Genomic DNA, 20,155 nt, shown 5'->3' with positions numbered 1-20,155 from the left:
GAGTTCTGCCATGAACGCGCCAGTGTCACAGATCAAGAAAACCAGCAATGCAGCCTACCGGACCGCAACGCCCCCTGGATTTCTACCGGAAGTACGCAGCCCGGATTTCGAGTTTCCGGAAGACCTGCCAAGGTACTGGTGGGACAACGACCCGGCAAAAACCCTTTTGCTGGCGGCGTTGTCTGCCAGCTTCCCGCCGGGAGAGAGATTCTTCATTGATACCGTTCGCCACTACCAGAACCAGATTACCGATCCCGAACTGAAAAAAGCGATTCGCGCGTTCATCGGCCAGGAAGCTCACCACTCGAAAGAGCATAAAATGATGAACGGCTTCCTTGAAGAGCGGGGGGTTAACCTCAGCCGGCTTGAGCGGGAAGTCCAGTGGTTCATGAACTGGATGCGCAAACGCTTCACCCCGGAGCGCCAGCTGGCGCACACCGTTGCGGTGGAACACTTTACTGCTCTGATGGCGGAGGAGTTCCTGCTTAAATATGATGCCTTGGAAGAAATGGACCCGCGCATAGCGCCGGTCTGGGCCTGGCACGCCATTGAGGAGTCCGAGCACAAGGCCGTCGCATTTGATGTGTACAAGAGCGTGGGCGGCAGCGAGTTCATTCGGGTAACCGAAATGATGTTTGTCAGCGTGATGTTCCCGCTATTCAGCACCGTTCACCTGGTACAACTGATGAAAGCCGATGGCCAGCTGGGCAACCTGAAATCCTGGGCGAAGGGCCTGAACTACATGTGGGGCAAACCGGGGGTCTTCCGCAAACTGATCCCGTCCTACCTGAAGTATTACAGCCCGAACTTCCACCCCTGGGACAACGATGCCCGGGATCTGGTGGAGAGGGCCAAGAAGCGTTGGTTGCCGGCCTCACTTCAAGGCTGAGCAGCACCACTTGCATTCGTCGAGGGGCAGCCGCAAAGGCTGCCCGCCTGATTACGCTGTCAGGTCCTTGCGCATGTTGTAGCGCAGGAACTGGGCACCGCGAACCGTCACCCGCTGTTCATCCACCACTTCAAAACCGTGGCGCTCAAAGAAGGGCTTGGCCACCACGCTGGCTTCGGTTTTCAGCTCCTTTGCGCCCTTGGCAATCAGCTGTTGCTCAGCCTCATGGTACAGGGTGGAGGCAATGCCACGGCGGGCATAGTTGGGGGCGGTAAATACCAGATCAATGGTGCCGTCGTCATCGTAGGAGATAAACCCGGCCAGGTCTTGGCCTTCCTCCGCCACCAGGGTTTCCAGTGACTCCAGCCTTTGCCGCCAGGTATCCAGGTGCGGCGTACGGGAGGCCCAGGCAAACCGCTGGGTTTCATCATAGGCGCCGGCCGTGAGTTCATGCACGGAATCGGTAAACAGGCGAACCACCGGGCTCAAATCCTGGATACGGTACTTGCGAATAGTGATCGACGTGATTGTGCTCATGATGACTCAGTGTGTACCTGTGTTGGAGCGCGGGTTAATAACCCATAAACCCGCTACTCCAGTCAGCATACCGACAACCGCAGGAAAATCCAGCCTTAGAATTGCCTGAGTCAAGCGCCTTGTCTGCAGCTTGTCAAAGGGGCTGATGGGGCCAGTGGAGTCTGGTCGGCGCGGACAATCAATCCAAGCCGAACACGCTGCAGGCCTCTTCGGCCACAATCCCATGCCGTTTCGCGAGATTGGCCCGGTTGTCATCGTAACCACCGCCAATCACCGTGGCTACAGGAATACCCCGGCGCTTGAGTTCCCCCAGCACTAGCCGGTCCCGCTGCCGAATACCTTGCTCCGATATATTGAGCTTGCCGAGCGGATCGCCCTGGTAGACATCCACGCCGGCGTCGTAGAGCACGATGTCTGGTCTGGATTGCGCCAGGGCCTGTTGCAGGGTTTCGTGAACAACCGCCAGATAGTCTTCATCACCCAGGCCATCGGGCAGCGCCACGTCTAGATCACTCATTTGTTTTTCAAACGGGAAATTACGTTCGCAGTGGATGGAACAGGTGAATGCCCCCGGCGTGTTGGCGAGCAGGGCTGCAGTGCCATCCCCTTGATGCACGTCCACATCGAAGACCAGCACCCTGTTGATGCCCTCCTGCCCAAGCAGCACGTTGGCAGCAATCGCCAGGTCATTGAGGATGCAGAACCCGGAGGCGTAATCGAAATGGGCGTGATGGGTGCCGCCGGCAAGATGGCAGGCAATGCCGTGTTGCAGGGCCAGTTGCGCCGCAAGCACGGTGCCGGAGGGCGCCAGAAACGTACGTCGCACCAGGCCGGTGCTCCACGGCAGGTTCACTTGCCGTTGTTCCCGTGCCGTCAGCCGGCCTTGCGCAAAACGGGCAAGGTAATCTGGGCAATGGGTCTGTGTTAGCCACCCCTGGCGGCAAGGGGCAGGGCGGAAGCTGTTGCTGCGTGTGAGCAGCCCCGTGGAACGCATGTATTCCGCCAGAAGACCGAACTTCTCCATGGGGAAGCGGTGCTTCTGCGGGAAAGGGAAGCTGTAATCCGGGTGATGAACGATAGGTATGGTCATTCGCTAGGGCAGGGCCGGAATAATGTGGTCTTCAATTAACTGGAACTGGCGCCGCAGGTAACGGGACCCCGGCGAGGGTGGGGTAGGGTCTGAGGTCATCACCACGGTCAGTGCCAGTGTTGGCACTACATAGAGCACCTGGCCGCCAAAACCGCGCCCGTAGTACCCCATCTCACCCGCCATGGGCCGCAGGAACCAGCCGTAGCCATAGGGATCATCAGTGTAAGCGGATTCGCCGCGACCGGTCCAGGATTCAGTCACCCAGTCCTCCGGGAATAATTGTTGGCCGCCCACACGGCCGTTATTGCGATACAGCTCGCCGACTTTTACCAGATCACGGGGAGAGAGCAGCATGTTGTTACCGCCGAAATAAACCCCTTGCGGGTCTTGGTCCCAGGGCGGGATATCTATGTCCAGAGGTTCCCCCAGCCACTCCCGGGCCAGTGACAGGGTGCTGCGGCCCGCGCTTTCGGTGAGTGCGGCCGAGAGCAGGTGGCTGCTGCCTGAGGAATACAACATGCGCCCGCCCGGTTCATCCACAAAGGGCCGGGTAAGCACGTGGCTGACCCAGTTACTACTGGCCACCCAGGGCCCATAGTTGCCACCAGAGGTACGCTGTAACCCCGCTTGCAAGGACAACAAATGGCCGAGCGTAATGCGCTCAACACCCTCGGTGGCCGATGCTGGCACCCGGTTGCCCAGAGTTTCTACCACAGGCTGATCGGTGCCCTCGAGTACATCGTTCTTGATACCCATACCCACCAGTGCAGCCAGCACCGTTTTAGACAAAGACTTGATGTTAACGGGCGTATCCAGACCCTGGCCACGTAAATCCAGTGCCAGAATTTCTTCGCCCTGATGGGTGACGATCAGGGTGTGCAGGCGATCAAGTTGTACGGCTTCTTGCTCGACCTGGGCTTGCCAATCCGAGGGCTGTGCTTGGGACAGCATAGGTACGAAAAGGAGTAAAAGTGCGAGATGCCAATTGAAAAACCGCTGCATAGAGTTCCCTTTATTCGTGGCCGTGCGGTAGTGGACGCATTCAACCTATAACCACGATACGCCAAGAAACTCGTACAGGCTCACATGCACAGAGAGTTGGTCCGACTGGAACTCGCAGGATTCATCATGCTCCCCCGGCTCTTGCTGTTTGGAACCTAATTTTGGCTGGCTCCAGCCAAATGTCCCAAGCCCGCCATACGAAGTTTGCGACCCGCGAAGACAAGTAATAAGCCCGGAACTGCGCCAGTTACGAGAACCTTCAGCAGGATGATCACACCCTCCTGATCTAGCCCTCCTTGCACCAACAGAAACGCAGTACTCAAAACGCCAAACATCCCGCGTAGTAAAAGCAAACTGCCGACAATAATAAACAGCAACCCAACAAAACGAACGGTGGAAGACGGTTTAGCGTTTGGCTGTTCAGTATGTGAGCTGGTGTTGGAAACCCACCTGAAGCTACCATAACCCGCCATCATCATGATGAGTCCGGCGGCGAACTCCGGGAGGGTGTCGGGAAGCCCTACAAACGTTGAAATCGAAAGGACTACGCCGATTACACATGTGGCTAAAGAAAGACCACGTAGAATTTGAGTTTTCATAGCATCTATCCCTGATGTATACGAAACCGGCAATTGCAGGTTGCTAAACGGAGCGGATGGAAAAGAACGATAATATTGTGAACAGTATAAACCTCTACATCATTGAAAATTCCCTTTCCAACTTGTGTGGCGAACTTTACCACAGGCATGCCACCTAATTGATCAAAGTATTCGCCTCGACCAATCTCACCGCAACACCACTGAGTTGCGAGCCTTGCTGGGCCTCATGATGTGAACCGAAAAGGTTGATCCACTGGTCGCGGCTTAGCAACACTTCTCCGCTACCAGTGCTGCTCTGATTTCCAGCCCCATAACGGCCGGCAAAATTGAAGGCGAAAGCGCCATGGGATTCCGGCAGTGGAGTTAACTTGAAGCCAATAGTCAGTTCCGGTGAAGACGCGTACCCCCGGCCTTCGTCGGCAAGACCTACCCGCAAGAGGTGAGAACGTTCCAGAAATTCCGGGCGCAGTTCCGAAGGGCTGCCATCGGGCTCTGTGGCTTGGCATTCGCAATAGCGAATCTCCAAAATCATCGAACTGCTATTAAGGAAGTGTTCGGGAGTTGGGCCGCCGGCATGTGTAAATCCGGGAACCAGTCCCAGTGCGGTAAGGCCAAGTAGAGAGACAACGGATGATGCGATCCTTTGCATGATTGAACTCCATATGGTGATTACCCAGAAACGCCCAAGTTATTCTGTTTTGAATCCCAACTCAAGGTCGCCTGGTTCTTTACCTATACCTCACACCTTCCCAGGCGTAATGCGCGCAATGGCTCGGAACTCCCTCGTCATATGAGCTTGATCACTAAAGCCAAACTGATGGGCAACCTCTGCCAGGTTTGCCCGGCTGTGCTCGCGGATATAGTCGATGGCTCGTTTCACTCGCAGGATGCGCTGGTACTGCTTGGGTGTCATTTCCATCCAGTGTTTGAAAAGCCGCTCCACATGCCGCTGGCTGACGCCGATTTGTTCGTTAAGCGCCCCCGGTGTTGTGGTTTCGTTGAAGCTGTCCAGGGCCTGCTTCAGCGGCCCGGGAATGGTCTTCGTGAGTCGGAAATGCCTGCTCAGCCATCGTTGCAGAGTGTTCACCCGGCTTACGTTGTCATGGTCTGACTTGAGGTTGGAGTAGAGCTGGCTGAGGCCGGCTAGATGCGCTGGGTCTGCGGTCAGGGCTGTGGGCTGGTCAAAGTGTTGCCCGATTAGCCCATAGCCAATCGCGGGTTGAAACCGAATACCCGCGAGCTGCGATTTGGGAGACAGGGAAACAGTCTCTGATACCTTCTCAACCGGCAGCAGAATGACACCCTCCGGAATGGCGGTGTCGCCGATCGTCACGTTACCCGCCAGATTAAACCAGATGCTGCTGCAGGCCTCAGAATGCAATAACTTCACCACCGGCTCGTTTGCCAGCTCGGATACTGACGCTGACCAAATCCCTTGCACAAACGCCGACAACTGTCCTGACGGGCAGGACAGCTGAAAATCGAACGCTGGTCTGGAAAGGCTATTATGGTTTATAGCTGCCTACCTCTGGCTTGAAGGCTTTGGCGATCCGGTTCCAACTGTTGATGGCGTTAACCGCGATGGTTAAATCTACCAGAGCCTGCTCACCCAGCGCATTCACCGCGTTCTGATATTTCTGGTCGTCTACCGGCCTGCCATAGGTAAGATGCTCCGCCCAATCAAGCGCAGCTCGTTCTGCGGGAGAATAGAAAGGCATGTCATGCCAGGCGCTCAAGCCCAACATTCGCTCCGGGGTTTCACCCTGCGCCGTGGCATCTTTGCTGTGCATGTCGATGCAGAAGGCGCACTGATTGATTTGCGACACCCTCAGCTTCACCAGCTCCCAGGCAGCCGTGCTGAGGGTGTCTGATGTCCGGAACTGCTCCCTCAAATACGCTTCCTGATTCATCAGAATCTGCATAGCTTTCGGCGCCAGACCGATGTAGTTCGCGCGTGCCGTCATGATCCATGTCCTCCAATTGTTGTGGAGTTACACGGTAATGAATGGCCTGGGATCGGTATTGAAGATTTTCGACATCGATACGGCGTTACCGTGGTGGCTTCCAATCGAAATCTACGAGGACGCGCCAGGGCTTGCAGCGGAACCGGCGAGCACGCCGCCATCCACCCTAGAGCATATCGATGGCTCTGCCGAGGTTATATCTCGCGGTGCTCTCGTAGTTTTCCTTGAACGGATCAAGGTTGTAAATACTGGCATTGCTGAGAAACGACTGAAGCAGCTCCTTTCGCTTCTTGCGGTAGATAAACCACGGCACCAGCCTGTATTCCTTTCGCACGTTCCGTTCAAACTGATCGTACACCGCGGGCGGGGCACCCAGAATGGCGAGATCGATATCGACGATGAGTTGCTCATCGTGGCTCTTTACACTGCCGTTGTGCAGTGTGGCCATGATCAGGTTGTGCACGCGCTCAATACCCGCCTCACCGTAACCATGGGAGGCAAGAAACGCCTGTGCCCAGTTTGCGCTGTCCAGCTCGTTGGTCTTTGACAGGGACTTGTAGATGGCATCGTGGAACCAGATCGCCAGTTCCAGCTCTTCCGGTCTTTTAGCGATGTGCTTTACGCCGTCAAAGTGGGTGAGCATGGCATCAATGTGGTCGACCGTATGGTAGAACCGGCGCTTCTCTGAGTAGGCGGCGTGGAGCGCGACATAACACTCTTTTGAAGGCGGAAGCCCCATAGCGTTCATCAGGGTTTGCCATCTGTTTTCGGTCATCATGCCTGCCATGAGGGTGCGCCTCCAAATTTAACGCGCAGCAGACGGCGCCGCGAGAGTGGGGGAATCGAAAAGGCCTAGATACGGTTTCTGCCGTGAACAGGTGAGCTGGTCGATGGCCATTTCTCCATCAATTCCTTATACCGCAAGGGGCCGCGGGAAGTTTGCCGGCCAACGTTCCTTGCCAAGCTAAAGCTTCATCCTGGGATTCGAATGCCCGTTGAATACTTCCCGTTGAAATTGGCGCCCTTATTGTTGCCCTCTCAAACTCACGACTGCCAACCATAATGCGGAGAATGGTTCCGACATTGGCTTCCGTGTATGCCTCAAAACTCCGGGATCCAACCGCTGTCAATTTGATGTAAACCGGCCAACCGAGAGCTGTCTGTTCACCAACTGCAGAGGTTTCCACGTAGGACGAGCATAAGTAAAAGTGCTGTTCAGTCTCGGCTAATCCAATGGCAGGTAAAGCCCCCAGGATAAAAACGATCAATGTCATTATGGCCATTACCTGACACCGGTATCCTGTTTGCCGTGCATCCTCACACGTCATATTCATCGTGACGACGATTCCACACATACGGCTTTGTCTGAGGCCAACCTTCCGGCGAATCTTCCCAGGTTTCCTGGCGACCATACGGCGTCAAATCCAGATACGTCCAGAGGCTACCCAGGTACTCGACGCCACGGGCACCCGTAAAGTAAGTGCGGTATACATCATTCCCGTCACGGAGAAATACGCTTGCGCCGTGCCGTTCTCCGTCAGCTGTCGTTACGCCAAAATCATAGTTGAAGTCACTTTCGAAAGACGAGTACCAGGGCATCGACCAGCCCATCCGCTTTTTGTACTGCGCAAGCTTCTCGTAAGGTGCGCGTGACACCATCACAAGCGACGTATCGCGGGCATGCAGATGGGCAGGGTGAGTCATGGCGTCGGCGAGCCAGGAGCATCCGTCGCAACCGGCCTTCCAGTCGGGTGCGAACATAAAATGATAAACAATGAGCTGGCGGCGCCCGCTGAACAGGTCAAGAAAAGACACACTGCCTTCTTCGCCCTGGAACAGGTAATCATTCTTTACCTTAACCATCGGTAGTCTTCGGCGTTCAGCGCTCAAGGCATCCCGCGCTCTGGTGGCCTCTTTTTCTTTAACGAGTAACTGGCTGAGGGCGGCTTCCCATTCCTCATTCGAGACAATTGGTGGCAATGCTTGTTTGGTGTCTGGCATATGTAAGGTCCCTCTTGCTGGATGAGCCTTCCCCCCAATCTGGCGGTTGCCCGCTGGATGCAGTTAACTTCGTCATTCCCCCTTGAGTCTTCTGGGCCTGATACGCCTGAGCCTTTCTTGGTTACTTTCAGACTTTGAATGCTGCAGGATTGTTGTCAACATTCCGCGCAACTCACGAACGGCTTTATAAATGGAATTACCACCGCCCCAAATGGACTTCACAGCCTTGAAGAGAACCCAAGCGCTTGGGTCGCTTGGTGCGGCGGTGATTGCCGCCGTGATATCCAATATGACGGTTGCGGCTCCAATACAGCCAGCAGCCACTTGTTTGAGAATACGGTGATCCGCAACTATCGTTGCCACCTCGGCTGAGTTCGCGATCTCGCAAACCACATTGCGGAGCTGTCGTAGTGGCTCCAGTGCATCATCAATTCCCAGTGATTGCGGCTGGTCGAGGGCGTTTTCTCCATTGGAGGCTTCGAATGAGAGCGCATCAATAGTTCCTGAAACGAGATGTTCCGGAACTTGAAGGCGGATGAGTGTTGCGCGATGATCCGCGAGATATTTTGATAGCTTCTCGATTGAATGACTTAGTTTCACACCGTCGATCGTGCGAACCAATTGATGGAGCGGTGAATCCCTTTGTTCAAGTTGGGATACGATGAAAGTCAGAGTTTCACAGAGGTGTCGGAACTGTTCGGCCGCTACTTCAATGCTTGGTTCGCTGTCACTGTCGCTAAGTTCAGTGTCTAATGCGCGTGCACCTTCTAGAAGTTCTGTTGCTCGTTCGTTGAGAAGGTCAATAACGCTGTCCATTATCAATCCTTGATCAGATATTTTGTGGTGGTCAATCTCCGCGCTAGTGGCAACTTTAACTATAGAAGGTGATTGCGATTCGTGGGAATTTCAGAGAGCAAAACGCCATTTAAGCAACTATTCATTCATTGCCGTGAAGATACCCCTTGGCCTTCAGTTTGTGACCAACCTTAACGATTTCATCCAGAGCAGGGACCAGCTCCTGACCAAGCTCCGTTAACTCGTACTCAACCGACGGTGGTGACGTATCCCGGACGTTACGTTGGACCACGCCGCGTTTCGTCAACTCGGCCAGCCGGGTAGAAAGCACCTTTGCCGAAACAGGCGGAATGTCGATTTTGAGCTCATTGAAGCGCCGTGGCCCGGCGCGCAAACACCAGATTACATTCGGCGCCCAAGCCCCTGCGATGACAGCCATGCACTCAGTCAGCATGCACGGCTCCGGTGGTTCCGGGCTTTTGTTTAGACGAACTTTCAGCGACATGAGAGTAACCAGGTTTCCTTGAGGTAACCCAATTCTATCTATAAATGCCTGGTTACTTCTAGTAATTACATAACCAATGGATATCCTTGGTGTGTCGACCACGAAACATAAGGAATCACAACGCATGAAGCTTTACTACAAACCTGGTGCCTGCTCCATGGCCTCGCACATCGTACTCAACGAACTGGGCATTGCCTTTTCTCTTGAGCGAACCGATACCGCTCAGGGCGTCACAGAGAATGGGCTGAAGTACAGTGATATCAATCCGAACGGCTACGTGCCCGCCTTGGAACTGGAGCCCGGCGTGGTACTCACTGAGAATCCCGCAATTCTTGAGTACCTCGCGGATCTTATTCCAGCGCAAGGCTTAGCCCCGCAGGAAGGCTCTTTCGAACGTACGCGCCTGCGTGAATTACTCGCCTTTTTGTCCTCAGAGTTACATAAGGCATTCAGCCCGTTTTTTTCAGGCGAGGAGCTTACGGTAGAAGAACGGCAGGTGGCAGAATCCAAAATAGCGAAGCGGATCGACCGTATCGAAGCTCGGCTCTCGCATACCGGTGCCAACCTTCTAGGCGGGCAACTCAGTGTTGCGGACTTCTATGCATTCGTAATTCTCAACTGGTCCCAATTCATTTCTTTCTCGCTAAGCCCATGGCCCTCTACTTACTCTTTCTGGAAGAGGCTTGGCACACATCCGAGTGTAGTAAAGGCGCTTGAGGCGGAAGGGTTGTTGCCTGAGGGAGCGGCACAATGAGTGCTTTCTCTGACATCCAAGAGGTGCTAAGCCAGTACTTCGACACATTGTATTTCTGTGACCTTGAAAAATTCGATGCGGTTTTCCACCCCCAGGCAATATACGCCACGGCTGACGAGGCGCCGTTGCTCCACAGGAGCATGCCCGAATACCGCAAGGTAATTGCTACACGCCGTTCGCCGGCGTCTCGTAAAGAACAGCGTAGAGACATCGTGGAGGCCATTGAGGTTGCAGGAGAAAACACAGCGTTTGCCCGTGTTCGTTGCTCCATCGGTGAGCGGGACTTTCTGGACATGCTGTCACTGGTCCGTACTGACGGTCGCTGGCTTATTATTGCCAAAGTATTTCAAATCATCGAAAAGAAGGAGTGAGCAATGCCATACGTTAATATCAAGGTTACACGTGAAGGCGTAACAGAATCACAGAAAGCGGCCCTGATTGAAGGAGTAACTAATCTTCTTGTTGACGTGCTGCAAAAATCACCGGCAGCCACGATGGTTGTCATTGATGAGGTCGACATGGAGAACTGGGGTATCGGCGGTCTTCCGGTAAATGAATACAGGCGCAGGATAGCTAACCTGGATGGTGACACGAAGACCACCGATCAATGAGTCATGACTCCTTCACAACGAGTGTGCTCAAGGTGGCGCGGTAACCGCGCCACCGTTATTCCGAGCCAATAAACTGAACAATAGCCACCTTTCGATCGTGGTTCTTCAGCCAATCTCTGATCTCGACGGCCTTTGCGGTATCGCTTTCCCCAACCAGCCTTTTCAAGCGGTCGACTTTTTTGCTCTCCATTTTTTCATCCCGCACTTTCCGCTGCCATTGGTCGGTAAAGACCTTGGGAAGTTTGTGTGCCAGTTCGAGGGATTTGAGCAATGTCCATTCACTGCCATCCAGCCAGGCCTCATCACAGAAACCGCAAAGATCAATACGGTTCTTGTGCTCGCTGGATACCGAGTACTTGGTCATCAGCTTGCTGCACTTGGGGCAGGATAGGGCGGTTTTAGCATCGTTCTCGACGGTTACATCCGCATCAAAGCTATCGCTCTGCTCGACGGGCTCATTTCTTTCCGCCCAGTCGCGGTAGTAGAGCAGTGACAGAGAGGCGCCGTCACAGCCTGGACAACCCATAACAGGGAGGCCATCCTCAATTTTGGTGGGTTTCAGGTCAGTGGTTCTGCATTTGGGGCATTTCATGGTCATTCCTTTTTTTGATGAAAGCCAATCTGAGAGGCTACCAATGTCAATCCTGTATCACCCATGGCGGGGGACTATCACTCGATAAACAGCGCGCCATACTACCGAGTCCAGAGGAGCATATCGCAGGGCCTGGGCAATTGCGCCCCAGGCGATGGCCGTTTTCCCCGCCGACGCAAAATAACGGGCTTTGCGGCAATAGAAGCGGGCCAGGCCCCAGTGGATCTCCCAGGGTTGAAGCGCGCTCCCGTGTTCCTCAATAAAATCCCGAATAATCGACTCGTTCGCTGCAAAGCGTCGTTGTTTGTCGCTGGAAATCTGATCTGCCATCACCCGGTAATAGCCCCAATATTCGGGTACATAAAGGAACGTAAACCGGGCCGAAAAACGCAGCCAGATGTCGTAATCGTCGGCAACGCCGTAACGGCCGGAAAACCCGCCCATGGTATCGAAACATTCCCGCCGCGCCATGACCGTGTTGATGCTCACGCTGTTGTCCACCAGCATCTGCCGGGCAATCCGGCCCGAGTACCGGCGCATATTCTTGCGGGACAACTCCCGGCCCTGTTCGTCGATCATGATTTCATCACTGTGAAGCACGTCCACCTCCGGGTGAGCCTCCATCAGCGCCACTTGCCGTTCCAGCTTATCGGGCACCCACAGGTCATCAGAATCGAGAAAACATATTAGCTCTCCCTGGGCGTACTGAAGCGCCAGATTCCGGGCAATGCTCTGGCCCTGATTCTCCTGAAAATGGTAGTGGATGCGGTCATCATCCAGGTAACTGGCCAGACTCTCGCTGGTGCCATCCTGGGAGCCATCATCAACGATGATCAGCTCCCAGTGGGGATATGACTGGGCCAACACAGACTCGACCGCTTGCGTGATGGTGCGCTCACGGTTGAAGGTGGGTGTGATGATGCTGACCAGGGGGGCTGACGCAGGCACAAGCTGTCCTTATTGGTGTCCATCGCGGGGCTGAGGTGCCGCAGGGGAGGCCGCGGAACTGAAGCGATGGGTCATGCTTGAGACTCTTCTGGAATTTGAACCAATAGATCAGTCACCCCGATATCCACCCCTGCCTGGGACAGCAAAGTCGACACCTGCCCACGATGATGAGTTTGGTGGTTGAAGAAATGAAGCACCAGGCTCGAAAACCGCTTTTTTGCCGGAACCCCTTTGGTGTTGTGGTAGGAGAGAACTACATCCAGGTCTTCTTCGGTAAGCTGAGCTATCCAATCGATGATCTGTCGATCCAGCCAGATTCGATGCTCAGTTAAGTGTTCAATATCACCAAAGAGAACTTGGTCCAGGCTAGTCGGAGTATCAAGGTCTGTGACTCCGCGCAGCGATTCCTGGCACGACGGGTGAGTAGCAAAACGCTTGAGCCAGATGGTATCGCCAACGAGAATATGGTTCAGGGTGCCCAGGATCGAGCCAAAGAAAGCGCCGCGGTCTTTCGTTAATTCGTCGGCCGACAGCTTTCCCGCCGCCTCATAGACCTTTGCGTTCATCCACTGATTGTATGTGGCGAGCAATTCAAAATGGTTTTTCACGTTCATTGGAATTCCGTTTCATTCAAAGTGCCAACTTTACTGCATCAGGTTGCAACGCCCGTTATGACGAGTGGTCACCGCCACGCGCATTGGCAAGCGCGATCTCAACATTGGGCACCAGATGGCTCTTGTACCATGTTGCAAGGTTCTCGATTACCGATTCCAGGGATTGTTCCCTTTCTGGTGAGTAGAAGTCGATACCCTTTATTGGTGCTTGCAGCTGCTGCGAACCAACGAGTTCAGCTGCCAGCAATCCCGTTTGTTGGAGTACGCGGCTGACCGGTTGAACAAATGGGGCGGAGTCGCCTAACTGCCCTCGGCCCCTAATAACCATATACCGAACGTTTTCCGGGAAGATATGCGCACTCTGTAAAGCGTCCCATACAGTGCCGGTGGTCTGTCCGTTGGTAGCTCGAACAGGGGTGCTTCGTTCATCATCCGTAATTTCTAAGTGATCCAAAGCTTCGCAGGCATCAAGCGCAGAATTTACGAGCCTACGAACCAATTTCCAATCTGTTGCCATGAATTCCTTTTCCTGTTGCCGGTTCGCGGATGACTCTTTGGCATTATCCCAATGTCACGAAAATTCTATCAAGCCCGCTTACTTAGCTCCATAGATGAACCCTTAGCGGCGGCTGGGGTCAAACGGCACCGTCAACACGATTGCTTTACCTATCTCGGCAATTGCCGCATTCCGCTCTTCGAAGGAAGCCTCCGTCTGAGTCAGATACAGCGCCACAATTATAGGTTGGCGCTCAGGTGGCCAGATGACGGCCGTAATAGACCTCGACCCGAAACCTCCCGCCCCGGTTCGATCTGCGACAGTCCAGCCCTCTGGTACAGCAGCCCGAAAAAGCCCGTCCGCAACCTGGTTGCCCTCGAGCCAATCACGTAGTTGCTCTCTGGACGGTTCGGATAAGGCATCACCCAACAGCAAGGTTTGAAGATTCCTGACCATCGCATTTGGCGTTGTGGTATCTCGGTTATCGCCTGGTAACGCTTCATTCAGTTCCGTTTCCCACCGGTCGAGACGCGTTACATCGTCTCCCAAATGCCTCGCAAACGAGGTTACTGCTTCTGGCCCGCCCAATTCTCGTAAAACCAGATTTGCGGCGGTATTATCGCTCGTTGTCAGTGTGGCCTCGCAAAGATCTGAAAGGGTCATCGCCTCACCACCAGCGTGCTTCTCTGTGATGGGGGAGTAGGTCACGAGATCGGATTCTGAAACATGCACCTTTCTGCTGAGGTTCGCCTGTCCCGTATCGACCCGATGGAGCAGGGCGGCACAAGCCGGGGTTTTAAACGTGCTGGACATCGCAAACCGCTGATCAGCGTGATATTCCCACCTCTGGCCCGATTCCACGTCGTAAGCAGCAAAGCCAACATGGGCCTCCAGGTCGTCAGCGACTTTCTCGACAGTTTTAATCAGGGAGTTATGTTGGTCAGCAGCGGCAACTGAGGTGAACAAGGTAAGTAAAGTAGCCGCGATAAGCGTATGAAATTTCATCAACGGTTCAACCTTCATCATAGGCTATGCGCGCCCAGTTTATTGGGTGTATAAGTCTGGATTTGGATGGGGTTCTTGATCAGGCACAGTGATCCCTGTTGCAGTCCAATATACTACCTCGCTATCTAACGGTTTATCATTCCTTATTTGGTTTTCGTTCTGGCTATAATGAAAACCATTACCGCAAAACGCTGTGAAGGAATTTCCATTGACTAGGTACATATCTGCGCTGACAACCGTATCACACCTGCCCGTATCCAAGACCTTTTTAGCTAGAGTAGCTCTCAAGGAAAAATATTCATCATACCAATCTTTATAGTATTTCCTGGCCTTAGATCCTGGCTCGTCTTTCAGTATTACACGAGATGCAATTCTTTGATTGTAATCATTTCTGGATAAGCTGGCCTCGGGTATCAACTTAGAATTAGCTACGACTTTTTTTCTGCCAAAGCCGTTTCGAAAATTTAGTTGTATGACATTGCTCGAAGATCCGTTGTCCGATATTTTATATACCACTCCAAGATTATGAAGACTGCCAGCTAAGCCTTCACCAGTATAAATGTACTTTTCATTTAGGTTTAATTTGTATTTCTCCACTAGATTATCAATTCTTCCTAGCCGAGCAATCCTATTCTCTGTGGACTCGGTTTCTTTTATAGCCATAATTATTGGCATAGCTTTGATGTTTTCTTCAGCTGATACAGCTAAACCAAAACCTTGCAGGAAGGTAAAGGTCATACCGATTATTAAACTGATCCTTGTCATGCAGTCCTCTCCGTTAAATTGGCTGACGAAACTCCGATAAGTAAAATCAACGCAGTCCCATTTTCGCCTGTCAATGCGCGCCACTACTGGCGGTGAAGCCTTACTAGCAATGACTTCACGTTGACAACATTGTTACACATTGACCGAGTACTTAAGGTCACGCACCTCGTCTCCAGTCATGCCCCGAAAGCCCCAACAGTGGGGCGGTTGTTCCTTGATCATGATCTCAACATCCACGGGTGAGATGCCAATCACGGACTCAATCTTGCTGAAGAGCTCCTTGATCAGAGCTTTCTGGGTCTCGGGCGTTCGGCCCTGCATCATATTAATCTCGATGGCCGTGTAGGCGGGCGTCCGGCCCCCGGGGTAATAAAAGTCCTCGGGTTCCATGGGGATAAAACGATGAGCCCGCTTGTCTTCCGGCATACCGAGTACGGACTGCATACATCCGTGAATAACCTCGGAGAGCTGAGCCTTGATCGGATTAAGATGTTCTTTGATTCCATAGATGACTATCATGATGCCTCCTGCAATGTTTACGGATGTCCTTATCTCCCAAAACCAGTGGTAATGGGCGCACTACAACAATTTGTTGTGCAATGCCCAATCTTCGCAAGTCATTCGATACACCCGCACCGGTCGGTTGTGAAACTCTTGAAGCGCGTAGTCTCGGAACCCAACCTTCTCCGTCACCCTAACGGAGGCTATATGCTCCGGCTCGATAATAACAATGACCGACTCACAGTGTTTTTTCCGGAAAGCATACCGGAGAACACCTTTGACAGCCTCTGTCGCATACCCATGATGCCAGAACCTGCGCGCCAGGCGATAACCCAGATTGATTTCTTCAACTTCGCCAACCAACTCCGGCCCAACGCCACAGAAGCCGATAAATTCGCCTGATTCTTTCTCATACAGAGCCCATGGCCCGATTCCATGAGAGGCGTAACACTCAAGGCACCAATCAACGAACTTTCGGGTAGCTTCTTCGTTGCAAACTCCTCGAACGGAAAACTTCATGACTTCCGGATCACTGAGCATTGCGGTGAGCACCGGAATGTCTTGATGGGAGAGCTTTCTTACAACCAACCTCTCTGTTTCAAACAATGGCACTGATTTTTCCCTGTGCAGTCTCGTGGGGCCGGCGTTTGTTCTCGATGGGGGGATTACCGAGGTGATGCCCTTGGAGTAGGCAAACAGGATGATCTTCAGCAGGATGGCCGGATCGTAGGCCAGCCGGCCAGTGTCTTCGTTGCGGTACTTGGGATGAAACACCGCCAGGTCCAGCTTGTGCTCGATCAGGTAGTCCACCGCGTGTTCAAAGGTGCCGGGCTGGAGCTGTTCCTGGTAGTTGATGACGACCATAGTGTCCTGGTCGTAGTTGTAGTGCTTGAAGAGGGGCATCTGACCACTCCTTGTCCGTTTGCCTGATCCTATCAAAACACAGGGTGATTTCGGGGTTTTTCTACAGCCTCAACGCCCGGCTCACGCGCCGGTTTGGAGCTGCGAAGCAGCGGAAAATCGGTCGCTGTGCAGCCGATTGTTAGGGCTTGAATGAAAGGTAATCATAGTTTTATTTTTCGAAATCCCTCTGCGGACACATTAAAAAGGACATTTCTGCCTAATTCTTGGTTAGTTTCAGGAACAAGTTTTTGTACAGGCATATCATTGAGCCACTTTCGATACATTATTTTATTTGCTTCAAGCGCATCAGTTACAAGTAGGTCTACCTTGGCTCCAATCAAGCCAAAGAACGGATAATCACCGTCTTTATCCACGATCTTAACGCCATGAAGCCCTTTGCAAGTACTCATGTTCAATAAAAGCGTTTGATCAGTAGCCACATTAATTTTTTGTAGATATGGACGCAGCATACTCCAAGTAACAAAATCGTCTCCTACTTGAATGCCGTCATCATTTCCATGAGACACAAAGTGGATCATAAAGCGCTCACCAGCTAAAGCTTTATCATAGAATATATCTAATGCACCAAAGAGTTGTGATGCTGTGTGGACTAAAGCTGTTACAGTGGTTAGCCCCTCACCCAAAAGCAAATTTTTCAACTGTTCTGTGATTCGGAATTCGTTCCTGTCAGCCTCACTAACCCGGATTTCTCACGAGGGGATAAAAGAAAGCGGCTGAAAGCGGTATAATTTCAGGACCTTACACCGTTCACTAAGCACCAACAGCCGCTATCCGAAATGGTACCTGAAAAACTGACCTTCTCGCCACTCTCTCGCCGCCAAATTGAAGCCGATTTCTCCGGTGGCCACATCACCTCCGATGCCGGATTGCTCCTGCTTCGCGAAGTCGACAAACAACACCAGCTCACTCAGCGCCTGGCTACGGTGCTGGACGATGCCCGTAATCCCGTGCTGGTTCGCCACAAGCTTCAAACCATGGTCCGGCAGCGGGTCTTTGGCGTGGCTGCCGGGTACGAAGACCTCAACGATCACGAGGCGCTACGCGCTGATCAGGCACTTCAGACCGCAACCGGTGAAGATGCCATTCTGGCGGGCAAATCGACCTTGTGCCGGATGGAACAGCGCGTGGACCGGCAGGCGGTGATCAACGCCCACGAACTGCTGTGGCATCACTTCATTGAACAGCACGAGACTCCACCCAAGGAAATTGTGCTGGATTTTGATGGCACTGACATTCCAGTGCATGGCGACCAGCCCGGCAAGTTCTTTAACGCCTACTACGATCACCATTGTTACTTCCCGCTGTACGTGTTCTGCGGCCGTCACCTGTTGGTGAGCTACCTGCGCACCAGCAATCGAAGCGACAGCCGCCACAGCTGGGCCATTCTGGCCCTGCTGGTGAAGTTCATCCGGCAGTACTGGCCGGATACCCGCATCGTGTTCCGGGGTGACAGCGGCTTCTATCGCCCCCGATTGCTGAGCTGGTGCGACCGGAATAACGTGGATTACCTTGTGGGCATCAGCAAAAACAGCCGGCTGCTCAAGGAGGTGGACGTGCCCTCGATGCTGGTTCGCAGGGCTCACGGGGAGTTGGGAGAAAAAGTCTCTGCCACCTACCGGTTCCAGTACCAGGCCCACACCTGGAAATACCCTCGCTGGGTGGTGGCTCGCCTGGAAGAAGGTGAGTTTGGCTCGAACCCTCGCTTCGTGATCAGTTCCCGCTATGACGACGGCCTCAAGCTCTACTACGAGCAGTACTGCGCCCGTGGCGATATGGAAAACCGGATCAAGGATCAGCAGTTGTGTCTGTTCGCAGATCGCACCTCCAGCACGCGGTGGTGGACCAATCAGTGGCGGTTGCTCCTATCGGGCTTTGCCTACACGTTGTTCGAGCGATTACGGGCCCACTTGAAGAAGACGCCCTTCGAGAGAATGAGCGCCAGTAACCTGCGGCTGAAACTGATCAAGGTGGGCGCGGTCATCATTCGCAACACTCGGCGCATACGGGTGTTGATGAGCGATGCCTATCCTTACAAAGACGAACTCTCTGACCTGGTACGTCAACTGGTTCCGGGATAGAAGCCCGGGCTCCCCCGGCCCGATGCAATGGGGGAAAGGGGGTCGTGTGTCCGGACAACAGAAATTGATCGGTTATTAGTCAATCTCGGCCGCAAATGAGCGGTAATGGCGGTAACCTGCACAGTCTGCGAGACTTGCCGGGGACCTATGAGAAATCCGGGCTAAGGCCATCCACAATCCCTACATAGTCATACTCTGCATCTAATTCGGGACGCTCATAGGTTATGTCGTTTTTTATCATAGTAATCCTTACTGACGGGCCCTAACGCCAGGCATCAGCCGCACCGCCAATGCAGTGTCGGCTGGATGCCCTTGATACTGATTGAGCCTTCTCCCCAGCCCGGCGGTTACCCGCTAAGCTGGAAGGCGACCAAGCACTACAAGGGAGAAGACTCATGAACTTTTACCATAGCACTCACCGTCACTATTGTGGAATCGACCTGCACGCCCGCAGCCTGTACGTTTGCATCCTCGACCAGCAAGGCGAGGTGCTGTTGCACAAAGAGATCAAGGCCAGACCGGAACCGCTACTGACACTGCTCGAACCCTTTCGAGATGACCTTGTGGTTGGTGTTGAATGCATGCACTGCTGGTACTGGATCTCGGATCTGTGTGAAGAACACGGCATCCACTTTATCCTGGGCCACGCCCTGTATATGAAGGCCATTCACGGCGGTAAAACTAAGAATGACCGCATCGATTCCTTCAAAATCGCCATGCTCATGAAGGGCGGCAACTTCCCGCTGGCCTACGTGTATCCCAAGGAGATGCGAGCAACCCGGGACTTGCTTCGCAGACGCACCCGCATCGTCCAGCACGGGGCCATGCTCAAGGCCCATGTGGTCAACACCACCAGCCAATACAACCTGCCGCCCAATAAGGTAAATCTAAAGAACGTCGGGGCCCGGGAGCAAGTCCGGGCGACGTTTGCCGACCGGGATGTCCAACACAACATCGATCTCGACCTGGCCATCATCGAGTGCTATCACCGGGAACTCAGCAAGCTGGGAGAACACCTCGAACGGCAGGCCAAGCAACACGACCCTACCTCCCTGAGTGTATTGCGAACCATTCCTGGCGTAGGCCGCATTCTAGCCCTGACGATGCTCTACGAAATCGGCGACATCCAGCGATTTGAGACGGTGCAGAAATTTGCTTCTTACGCTCGGCTCATCAAGTGCAAAGCCGAATCTGCTGGCAAAGTCTACGGCACTCAGGGCAACAAGATCGGCAACGCCCACCTGAAGTGGGCCTTCTCAGAAGCAGCGGTGCTGTACCTGCGGGGCAATGACAAAGCCCAGCGCTACCTGCAGAAACTCCAGAAACGCATGAACAAACCCAAGGCGCTGTCCGCGCTGGCCCACAAGCTCGGCCGGGCCGCCTACTTCATGCTCAAGCATCAGAGGGTGTTCGATGAACAACGATTCCTAAAGGGTTAGTCACGCCACGGGGTGAGCATGACGTCTAACTGGATCAAACAGGATG

26 protein-coding genes and 1 pseudogene are annotated in these 20,155 nt (G+C 53.5%); 6 read left to right on the top strand and 21 right to left on the bottom strand.

Annotated features, from left to right (window positions below):
• The first annotated feature begins 10 nt into the window (after window positions 1–10).
• On the top strand, window positions 11–889 hold the full coding sequence (locus tag ASQ50_RS02765) for a metal-dependent hydrolase (RefSeq protein WP_058090569.1): 879 nt from the start codon (window positions 11–13) through the stop codon (window positions 887–889).
• A gap of 51 nt (window positions 890–940) precedes the next feature.
• Here the strand turns inward: ASQ50_RS02765 and ASQ50_RS02760 are convergent, their stop codons facing one another.
• The 11 genes from ASQ50_RS02760 to ASQ50_RS02705 form a co-directional block, all read right to left on the bottom strand.
• Window positions 941–1,426 carry a GNAT family N-acetyltransferase gene (locus ASQ50_RS02760; RefSeq protein ID WP_058090570.1) on the bottom strand — a complete coding sequence of 162 codons (486 nt, stop codon included), beginning with the start codon at window positions 1,424–1,426 and terminating at the stop codon, window positions 941–943.
• 178 nt (window positions 1,427–1,604) lie between these two features.
• Complete coding sequence (locus ASQ50_RS02755; RefSeq protein ID WP_058090571.1) at window positions 1,605–2,516, bottom strand: histone deacetylase; 912 nt, start codon at window positions 2,514–2,516, stop codon at window positions 1,605–1,607.
• A 3-nt stretch (window positions 2,517–2,519) separates the two neighbouring features.
• Complete coding sequence (locus ASQ50_RS02750; RefSeq protein ID WP_227513250.1) at window positions 2,520–3,467, bottom strand: serine hydrolase domain-containing protein; 948 nt, start codon at window positions 3,465–3,467, stop codon at window positions 2,520–2,522.
• A 206-nt stretch (window positions 3,468–3,673) separates the two neighbouring features.
• Complete coding sequence (locus ASQ50_RS02745) at window positions 3,674–4,117, bottom strand: hypothetical protein (RefSeq protein WP_058090573.1); 444 nt, start codon at window positions 4,115–4,117, stop codon at window positions 3,674–3,676.
• 154 nt (window positions 4,118–4,271) lie between these two features.
• A complete protein-coding gene (locus tag ASQ50_RS02740) occupies window positions 4,272–4,766 on the bottom strand; it encodes a hypothetical protein (RefSeq protein WP_058090574.1) in 495 nt (164 codons plus the stop codon).
• Window positions 4,767–4,856: 90 nt separating this feature from the next.
• Window positions 4,857–5,507, bottom strand: coding sequence for a helix-turn-helix domain-containing protein (locus tag ASQ50_RS02735; RefSeq protein ID WP_227513249.1), 651 nt, complete (start codon window positions 5,505–5,507; stop codon window positions 4,857–4,859).
• Window positions 5,508–5,622: 115 nt separating this feature from the next.
• Complete coding sequence (locus tag ASQ50_RS02730; protein ID WP_058090575.1) at window positions 5,623–6,081, bottom strand: carboxymuconolactone decarboxylase family protein; 459 nt, start codon at window positions 6,079–6,081, stop codon at window positions 5,623–5,625.
• A 166-nt stretch (window positions 6,082–6,247) separates the two neighbouring features.
• Window positions 6,248–6,868: a hypothetical protein gene (locus ASQ50_RS02725; protein WP_197492717.1), complete on the bottom strand. Its 621-nt coding sequence runs from the start codon at window positions 6,866–6,868 to the stop codon at window positions 6,248–6,250.
• A gap of 530 nt (window positions 6,869–7,398) precedes the next feature.
• On the bottom strand, window positions 7,399–8,082 hold the full coding sequence (locus ASQ50_RS02715; protein ID WP_058090577.1) for a DUF899 domain-containing protein: 684 nt from the start codon (window positions 8,080–8,082) through the stop codon (window positions 7,399–7,401).
• A 72-nt stretch (window positions 8,083–8,154) separates the two neighbouring features.
• Complete coding sequence (locus tag ASQ50_RS02710; protein WP_058090578.1) at window positions 8,155–8,898, bottom strand: hypothetical protein; 744 nt, start codon at window positions 8,896–8,898, stop codon at window positions 8,155–8,157.
• Between the two features lie 121 nt (window positions 8,899–9,019).
• Window positions 9,020–9,382 (bottom strand): winged helix-turn-helix transcriptional regulator, encoded by a 363-nt coding sequence (locus ASQ50_RS02705; protein ID WP_058090579.1) that lies wholly within the window; start codon window positions 9,380–9,382, stop codon window positions 9,020–9,022.
• A gap of 124 nt (window positions 9,383–9,506) precedes the next feature.
• Between ASQ50_RS02705 and ASQ50_RS02700 the strand changes: the two genes are divergently transcribed.
• The 3 genes from ASQ50_RS02700 to ASQ50_RS02690 are packed head-to-tail and all read left to right on the top strand — an operon-like array spanning window position 9,507 to window position 10,747.
• On the top strand, window positions 9,507–10,136 hold the full coding sequence (locus ASQ50_RS02700; protein WP_058090580.1) for a glutathione S-transferase C-terminal domain-containing protein: 630 nt from the start codon (window positions 9,507–9,509) through the stop codon (window positions 10,134–10,136).
• Entirely contained in the window at window positions 10,133–10,507 is a 375-nt protein-coding gene (locus tag ASQ50_RS02695; protein ID WP_058090581.1) for a nuclear transport factor 2 family protein, read from the top strand. The genes ASQ50_RS02700 and ASQ50_RS02695 overlap by 4 nt, the downstream gene beginning before the upstream one ends.
• Before the next feature lie 3 nt (window positions 10,508–10,510).
• Window positions 10,511–10,747: a tautomerase family protein gene (locus tag ASQ50_RS02690; RefSeq protein WP_058090582.1), complete on the top strand. Its 237-nt coding sequence runs from the start codon at window positions 10,511–10,513 to the stop codon at window positions 10,745–10,747.
• A 55-nt stretch (window positions 10,748–10,802) separates the two neighbouring features.
• Here the strand turns inward: ASQ50_RS02690 and ASQ50_RS02685 are convergent, their stop codons facing one another.
• From ASQ50_RS02685 to ASQ50_RS02645, 10 genes and pseudogenes are all read right to left on the bottom strand, one after another.
• The gene (locus ASQ50_RS02685) at window positions 10,803–11,339 is read right to left on the bottom strand and encodes a zf-TFIIB domain-containing protein (protein WP_058090583.1); all 537 of its coding nucleotides are present in this window, start codon (window positions 11,337–11,339) and stop codon (window positions 10,803–10,805) included.
• A 57-nt stretch (window positions 11,340–11,396) separates the two neighbouring features.
• Window positions 11,397–12,287, bottom strand: a complete 891-nt coding sequence (locus ASQ50_RS02680) for a glycosyltransferase (protein WP_058090584.1) — start codon at window positions 12,285–12,287, stop codon at window positions 11,397–11,399.
• 71 nt (window positions 12,288–12,358) lie between these two features.
• A complete protein-coding gene (locus tag ASQ50_RS02675; RefSeq protein WP_058090585.1) occupies window positions 12,359–12,901 on the bottom strand; it encodes a DinB family protein in 543 nt (180 codons plus the stop codon).
• A gap of 55 nt (window positions 12,902–12,956) precedes the next feature.
• Window positions 12,957–13,418, bottom strand: a complete 462-nt coding sequence (locus tag ASQ50_RS02670) for a hypothetical protein (RefSeq protein ID WP_058090586.1) — start codon at window positions 13,416–13,418, stop codon at window positions 12,957–12,959.
• A gap of 102 nt (window positions 13,419–13,520) precedes the next feature.
• The gene (bla, locus tag ASQ50_RS02665) at window positions 13,521–14,423 is read right to left on the bottom strand and encodes a class A beta-lactamase (protein WP_412535702.1); all 903 of its coding nucleotides are present in this window, start codon (window positions 14,421–14,423) and stop codon (window positions 13,521–13,523) included.
• A gap of 18 nt (window positions 14,424–14,441) precedes the next feature.
• Window positions 14,442–15,167 carry a hypothetical protein gene (locus ASQ50_RS02660; protein ID WP_058090588.1) on the bottom strand — a complete coding sequence of 242 codons (726 nt, stop codon included), beginning with the start codon at window positions 15,165–15,167 and terminating at the stop codon, window positions 14,442–14,444.
• Between the two features lie 132 nt (window positions 15,168–15,299).
• The gene (locus tag ASQ50_RS02655) at window positions 15,300–15,686 is read right to left on the bottom strand and encodes a tautomerase family protein (RefSeq protein ID WP_058090589.1); all 387 of its coding nucleotides are present in this window, start codon (window positions 15,684–15,686) and stop codon (window positions 15,300–15,302) included.
• A 60-nt stretch (window positions 15,687–15,746) separates the two neighbouring features.
• On the bottom strand, window positions 15,747–16,280 hold the full coding sequence (locus ASQ50_RS21710; RefSeq protein WP_058090597.1) for a GNAT family N-acetyltransferase: 534 nt from the start codon (window positions 16,278–16,280) through the stop codon (window positions 15,747–15,749).
• A 57-nt stretch (window positions 16,281–16,337) separates the two neighbouring features.
• Window positions 16,338–16,571 (bottom strand): annotated as a pseudogene (locus ASQ50_RS21705) (IS1182 family transposase); the annotation flags it as partial.
• A gap of 161 nt (window positions 16,572–16,732) precedes the next feature.
• Window positions 16,733–17,230 (bottom strand): hypothetical protein, encoded by a 498-nt coding sequence (locus tag ASQ50_RS02645; protein WP_058090590.1) that lies wholly within the window; start codon window positions 17,228–17,230, stop codon window positions 16,733–16,735.
• A gap of 138 nt (window positions 17,231–17,368) precedes the next feature.
• Between ASQ50_RS02645 and ASQ50_RS02640 the strand changes: the two genes are divergently transcribed.
• Window positions 17,369–18,670, top strand: a complete 1,302-nt coding sequence (locus ASQ50_RS02640) for an IS1380 family transposase (protein WP_068351333.1) — start codon at window positions 17,369–17,371, stop codon at window positions 18,668–18,670.
• 395 nt (window positions 18,671–19,065) lie between these two features.
• Window positions 19,066–20,109 (top strand): IS110 family transposase, encoded by a 1,044-nt coding sequence (locus ASQ50_RS02635; protein ID WP_058091137.1) that lies wholly within the window; start codon window positions 19,066–19,068, stop codon window positions 20,107–20,109.
• The last annotated feature ends 46 nt before the right edge of the window (window positions 20,110–20,155 follow it).

This window comes from Marinobacter sp. LQ44 (assembly GCF_001447155.2).
Lineage (GTDB): Bacteria > Pseudomonadota > Gammaproteobacteria > Pseudomonadales > Oleiphilaceae > Marinobacter.
Note: the sequence above shows the minus strand (reverse complement) of the source record. Positions and strands in the feature narration are given on the sequence as shown.

Excerpts from the sequence above, each read along its gene's own strand:
- ASQ50_RS02765 (WP_058090569.1), top strand. The coding sequence starts at position 11 with ATGAACGCGCCAGTGTCACAGATCAAGAAAACCAGCAATGCAGCCTAC.
- ASQ50_RS02760 (WP_058090570.1), bottom strand. The coding sequence starts at position 1,426 with ATGAGCACAATCACGTCGATCACTATTCGCAAGTACCGTATCCAGGAT.
- ASQ50_RS02755 (WP_058090571.1), bottom strand. The coding sequence starts at position 2,516 with ATGACCATACCTATCGTTCATCACCCGGATTACAGCTTCCCTTTCCCG.
- ASQ50_RS02750 (WP_227513250.1), bottom strand. The coding sequence starts at position 3,467 with ATGCTGTCCCAAGCACAGCCCTCGGATTGGCAAGCCCAGGTCGAGCAA.
- ASQ50_RS02745 (WP_058090573.1), bottom strand. The coding sequence starts at position 4,117 with ATGAAAACTCAAATTCTACGTGGTCTTTCTTTAGCCACATGTGTAATC.
- ASQ50_RS02740 (WP_058090574.1), bottom strand. The coding sequence starts at position 4,766 with ATGCAAAGGATCGCATCATCCGTTGTCTCTCTACTTGGCCTTACCGCA.
- ASQ50_RS02730 (WP_058090575.1), bottom strand. The coding sequence starts at position 6,081 with ATGACGGCACGCGCGAACTACATCGGTCTGGCGCCGAAAGCTATGCAG.
- ASQ50_RS02725 (WP_197492717.1), bottom strand. The coding sequence starts at position 6,868 with ATGGCAGGCATGATGACCGAAAACAGATGGCAAACCCTGATGAACGCT.
- ASQ50_RS02715 (WP_058090577.1), bottom strand. The coding sequence starts at position 8,082 with ATGCCAGACACCAAACAAGCATTGCCACCAATTGTCTCGAATGAGGAA.
- ASQ50_RS02710 (WP_058090578.1), bottom strand. The coding sequence starts at position 8,898 with ATGGACAGCGTTATTGACCTTCTCAACGAACGAGCAACAGAACTTCTA.
- ASQ50_RS02705 (WP_058090579.1), bottom strand. The coding sequence starts at position 9,382 with ATGTCGCTGAAAGTTCGTCTAAACAAAAGCCCGGAACCACCGGAGCCG.
- ASQ50_RS02700 (WP_058090580.1), top strand. The coding sequence starts at position 9,507 with ATGAAGCTTTACTACAAACCTGGTGCCTGCTCCATGGCCTCGCACATC.
- ASQ50_RS02695 (WP_058090581.1), top strand. The coding sequence starts at position 10,133 with ATGAGTGCTTTCTCTGACATCCAAGAGGTGCTAAGCCAGTACTTCGAC.
- ASQ50_RS02690 (WP_058090582.1), top strand. The coding sequence starts at position 10,511 with ATGCCATACGTTAATATCAAGGTTACACGTGAAGGCGTAACAGAATCA.
- ASQ50_RS02685 (WP_058090583.1), bottom strand. The coding sequence starts at position 11,339 with ATGAAATGCCCCAAATGCAGAACCACTGACCTGAAACCCACCAAAATT.
- ASQ50_RS02675 (WP_058090585.1), bottom strand. The coding sequence starts at position 12,901 with ATGAACGTGAAAAACCATTTTGAATTGCTCGCCACATACAATCAGTGG.
- ASQ50_RS02670 (WP_058090586.1), bottom strand. The coding sequence starts at position 13,418 with ATGGCAACAGATTGGAAATTGGTTCGTAGGCTCGTAAATTCTGCGCTT.
- bla (WP_412535702.1), bottom strand. The coding sequence starts at position 14,423 with ATGATGAAGGTTGAACCGTTGATGAAATTTCATACGCTTATCGCGGCT.
- ASQ50_RS02660 (WP_058090588.1), bottom strand. The coding sequence starts at position 15,167 with ATGACAAGGATCAGTTTAATAATCGGTATGACCTTTACCTTCCTGCAA.
- ASQ50_RS02655 (WP_058090589.1), bottom strand. The coding sequence starts at position 15,686 with ATGATAGTCATCTATGGAATCAAAGAACATCTTAATCCGATCAAGGCT.
- ASQ50_RS02640 (WP_068351333.1), top strand. The coding sequence starts at position 17,369 with ATGGTACCTGAAAAACTGACCTTCTCGCCACTCTCTCGCCGCCAAATT.
- ASQ50_RS02635 (WP_058091137.1), top strand. The coding sequence starts at position 19,066 with ATGAACTTTTACCATAGCACTCACCGTCACTATTGTGGAATCGACCTG.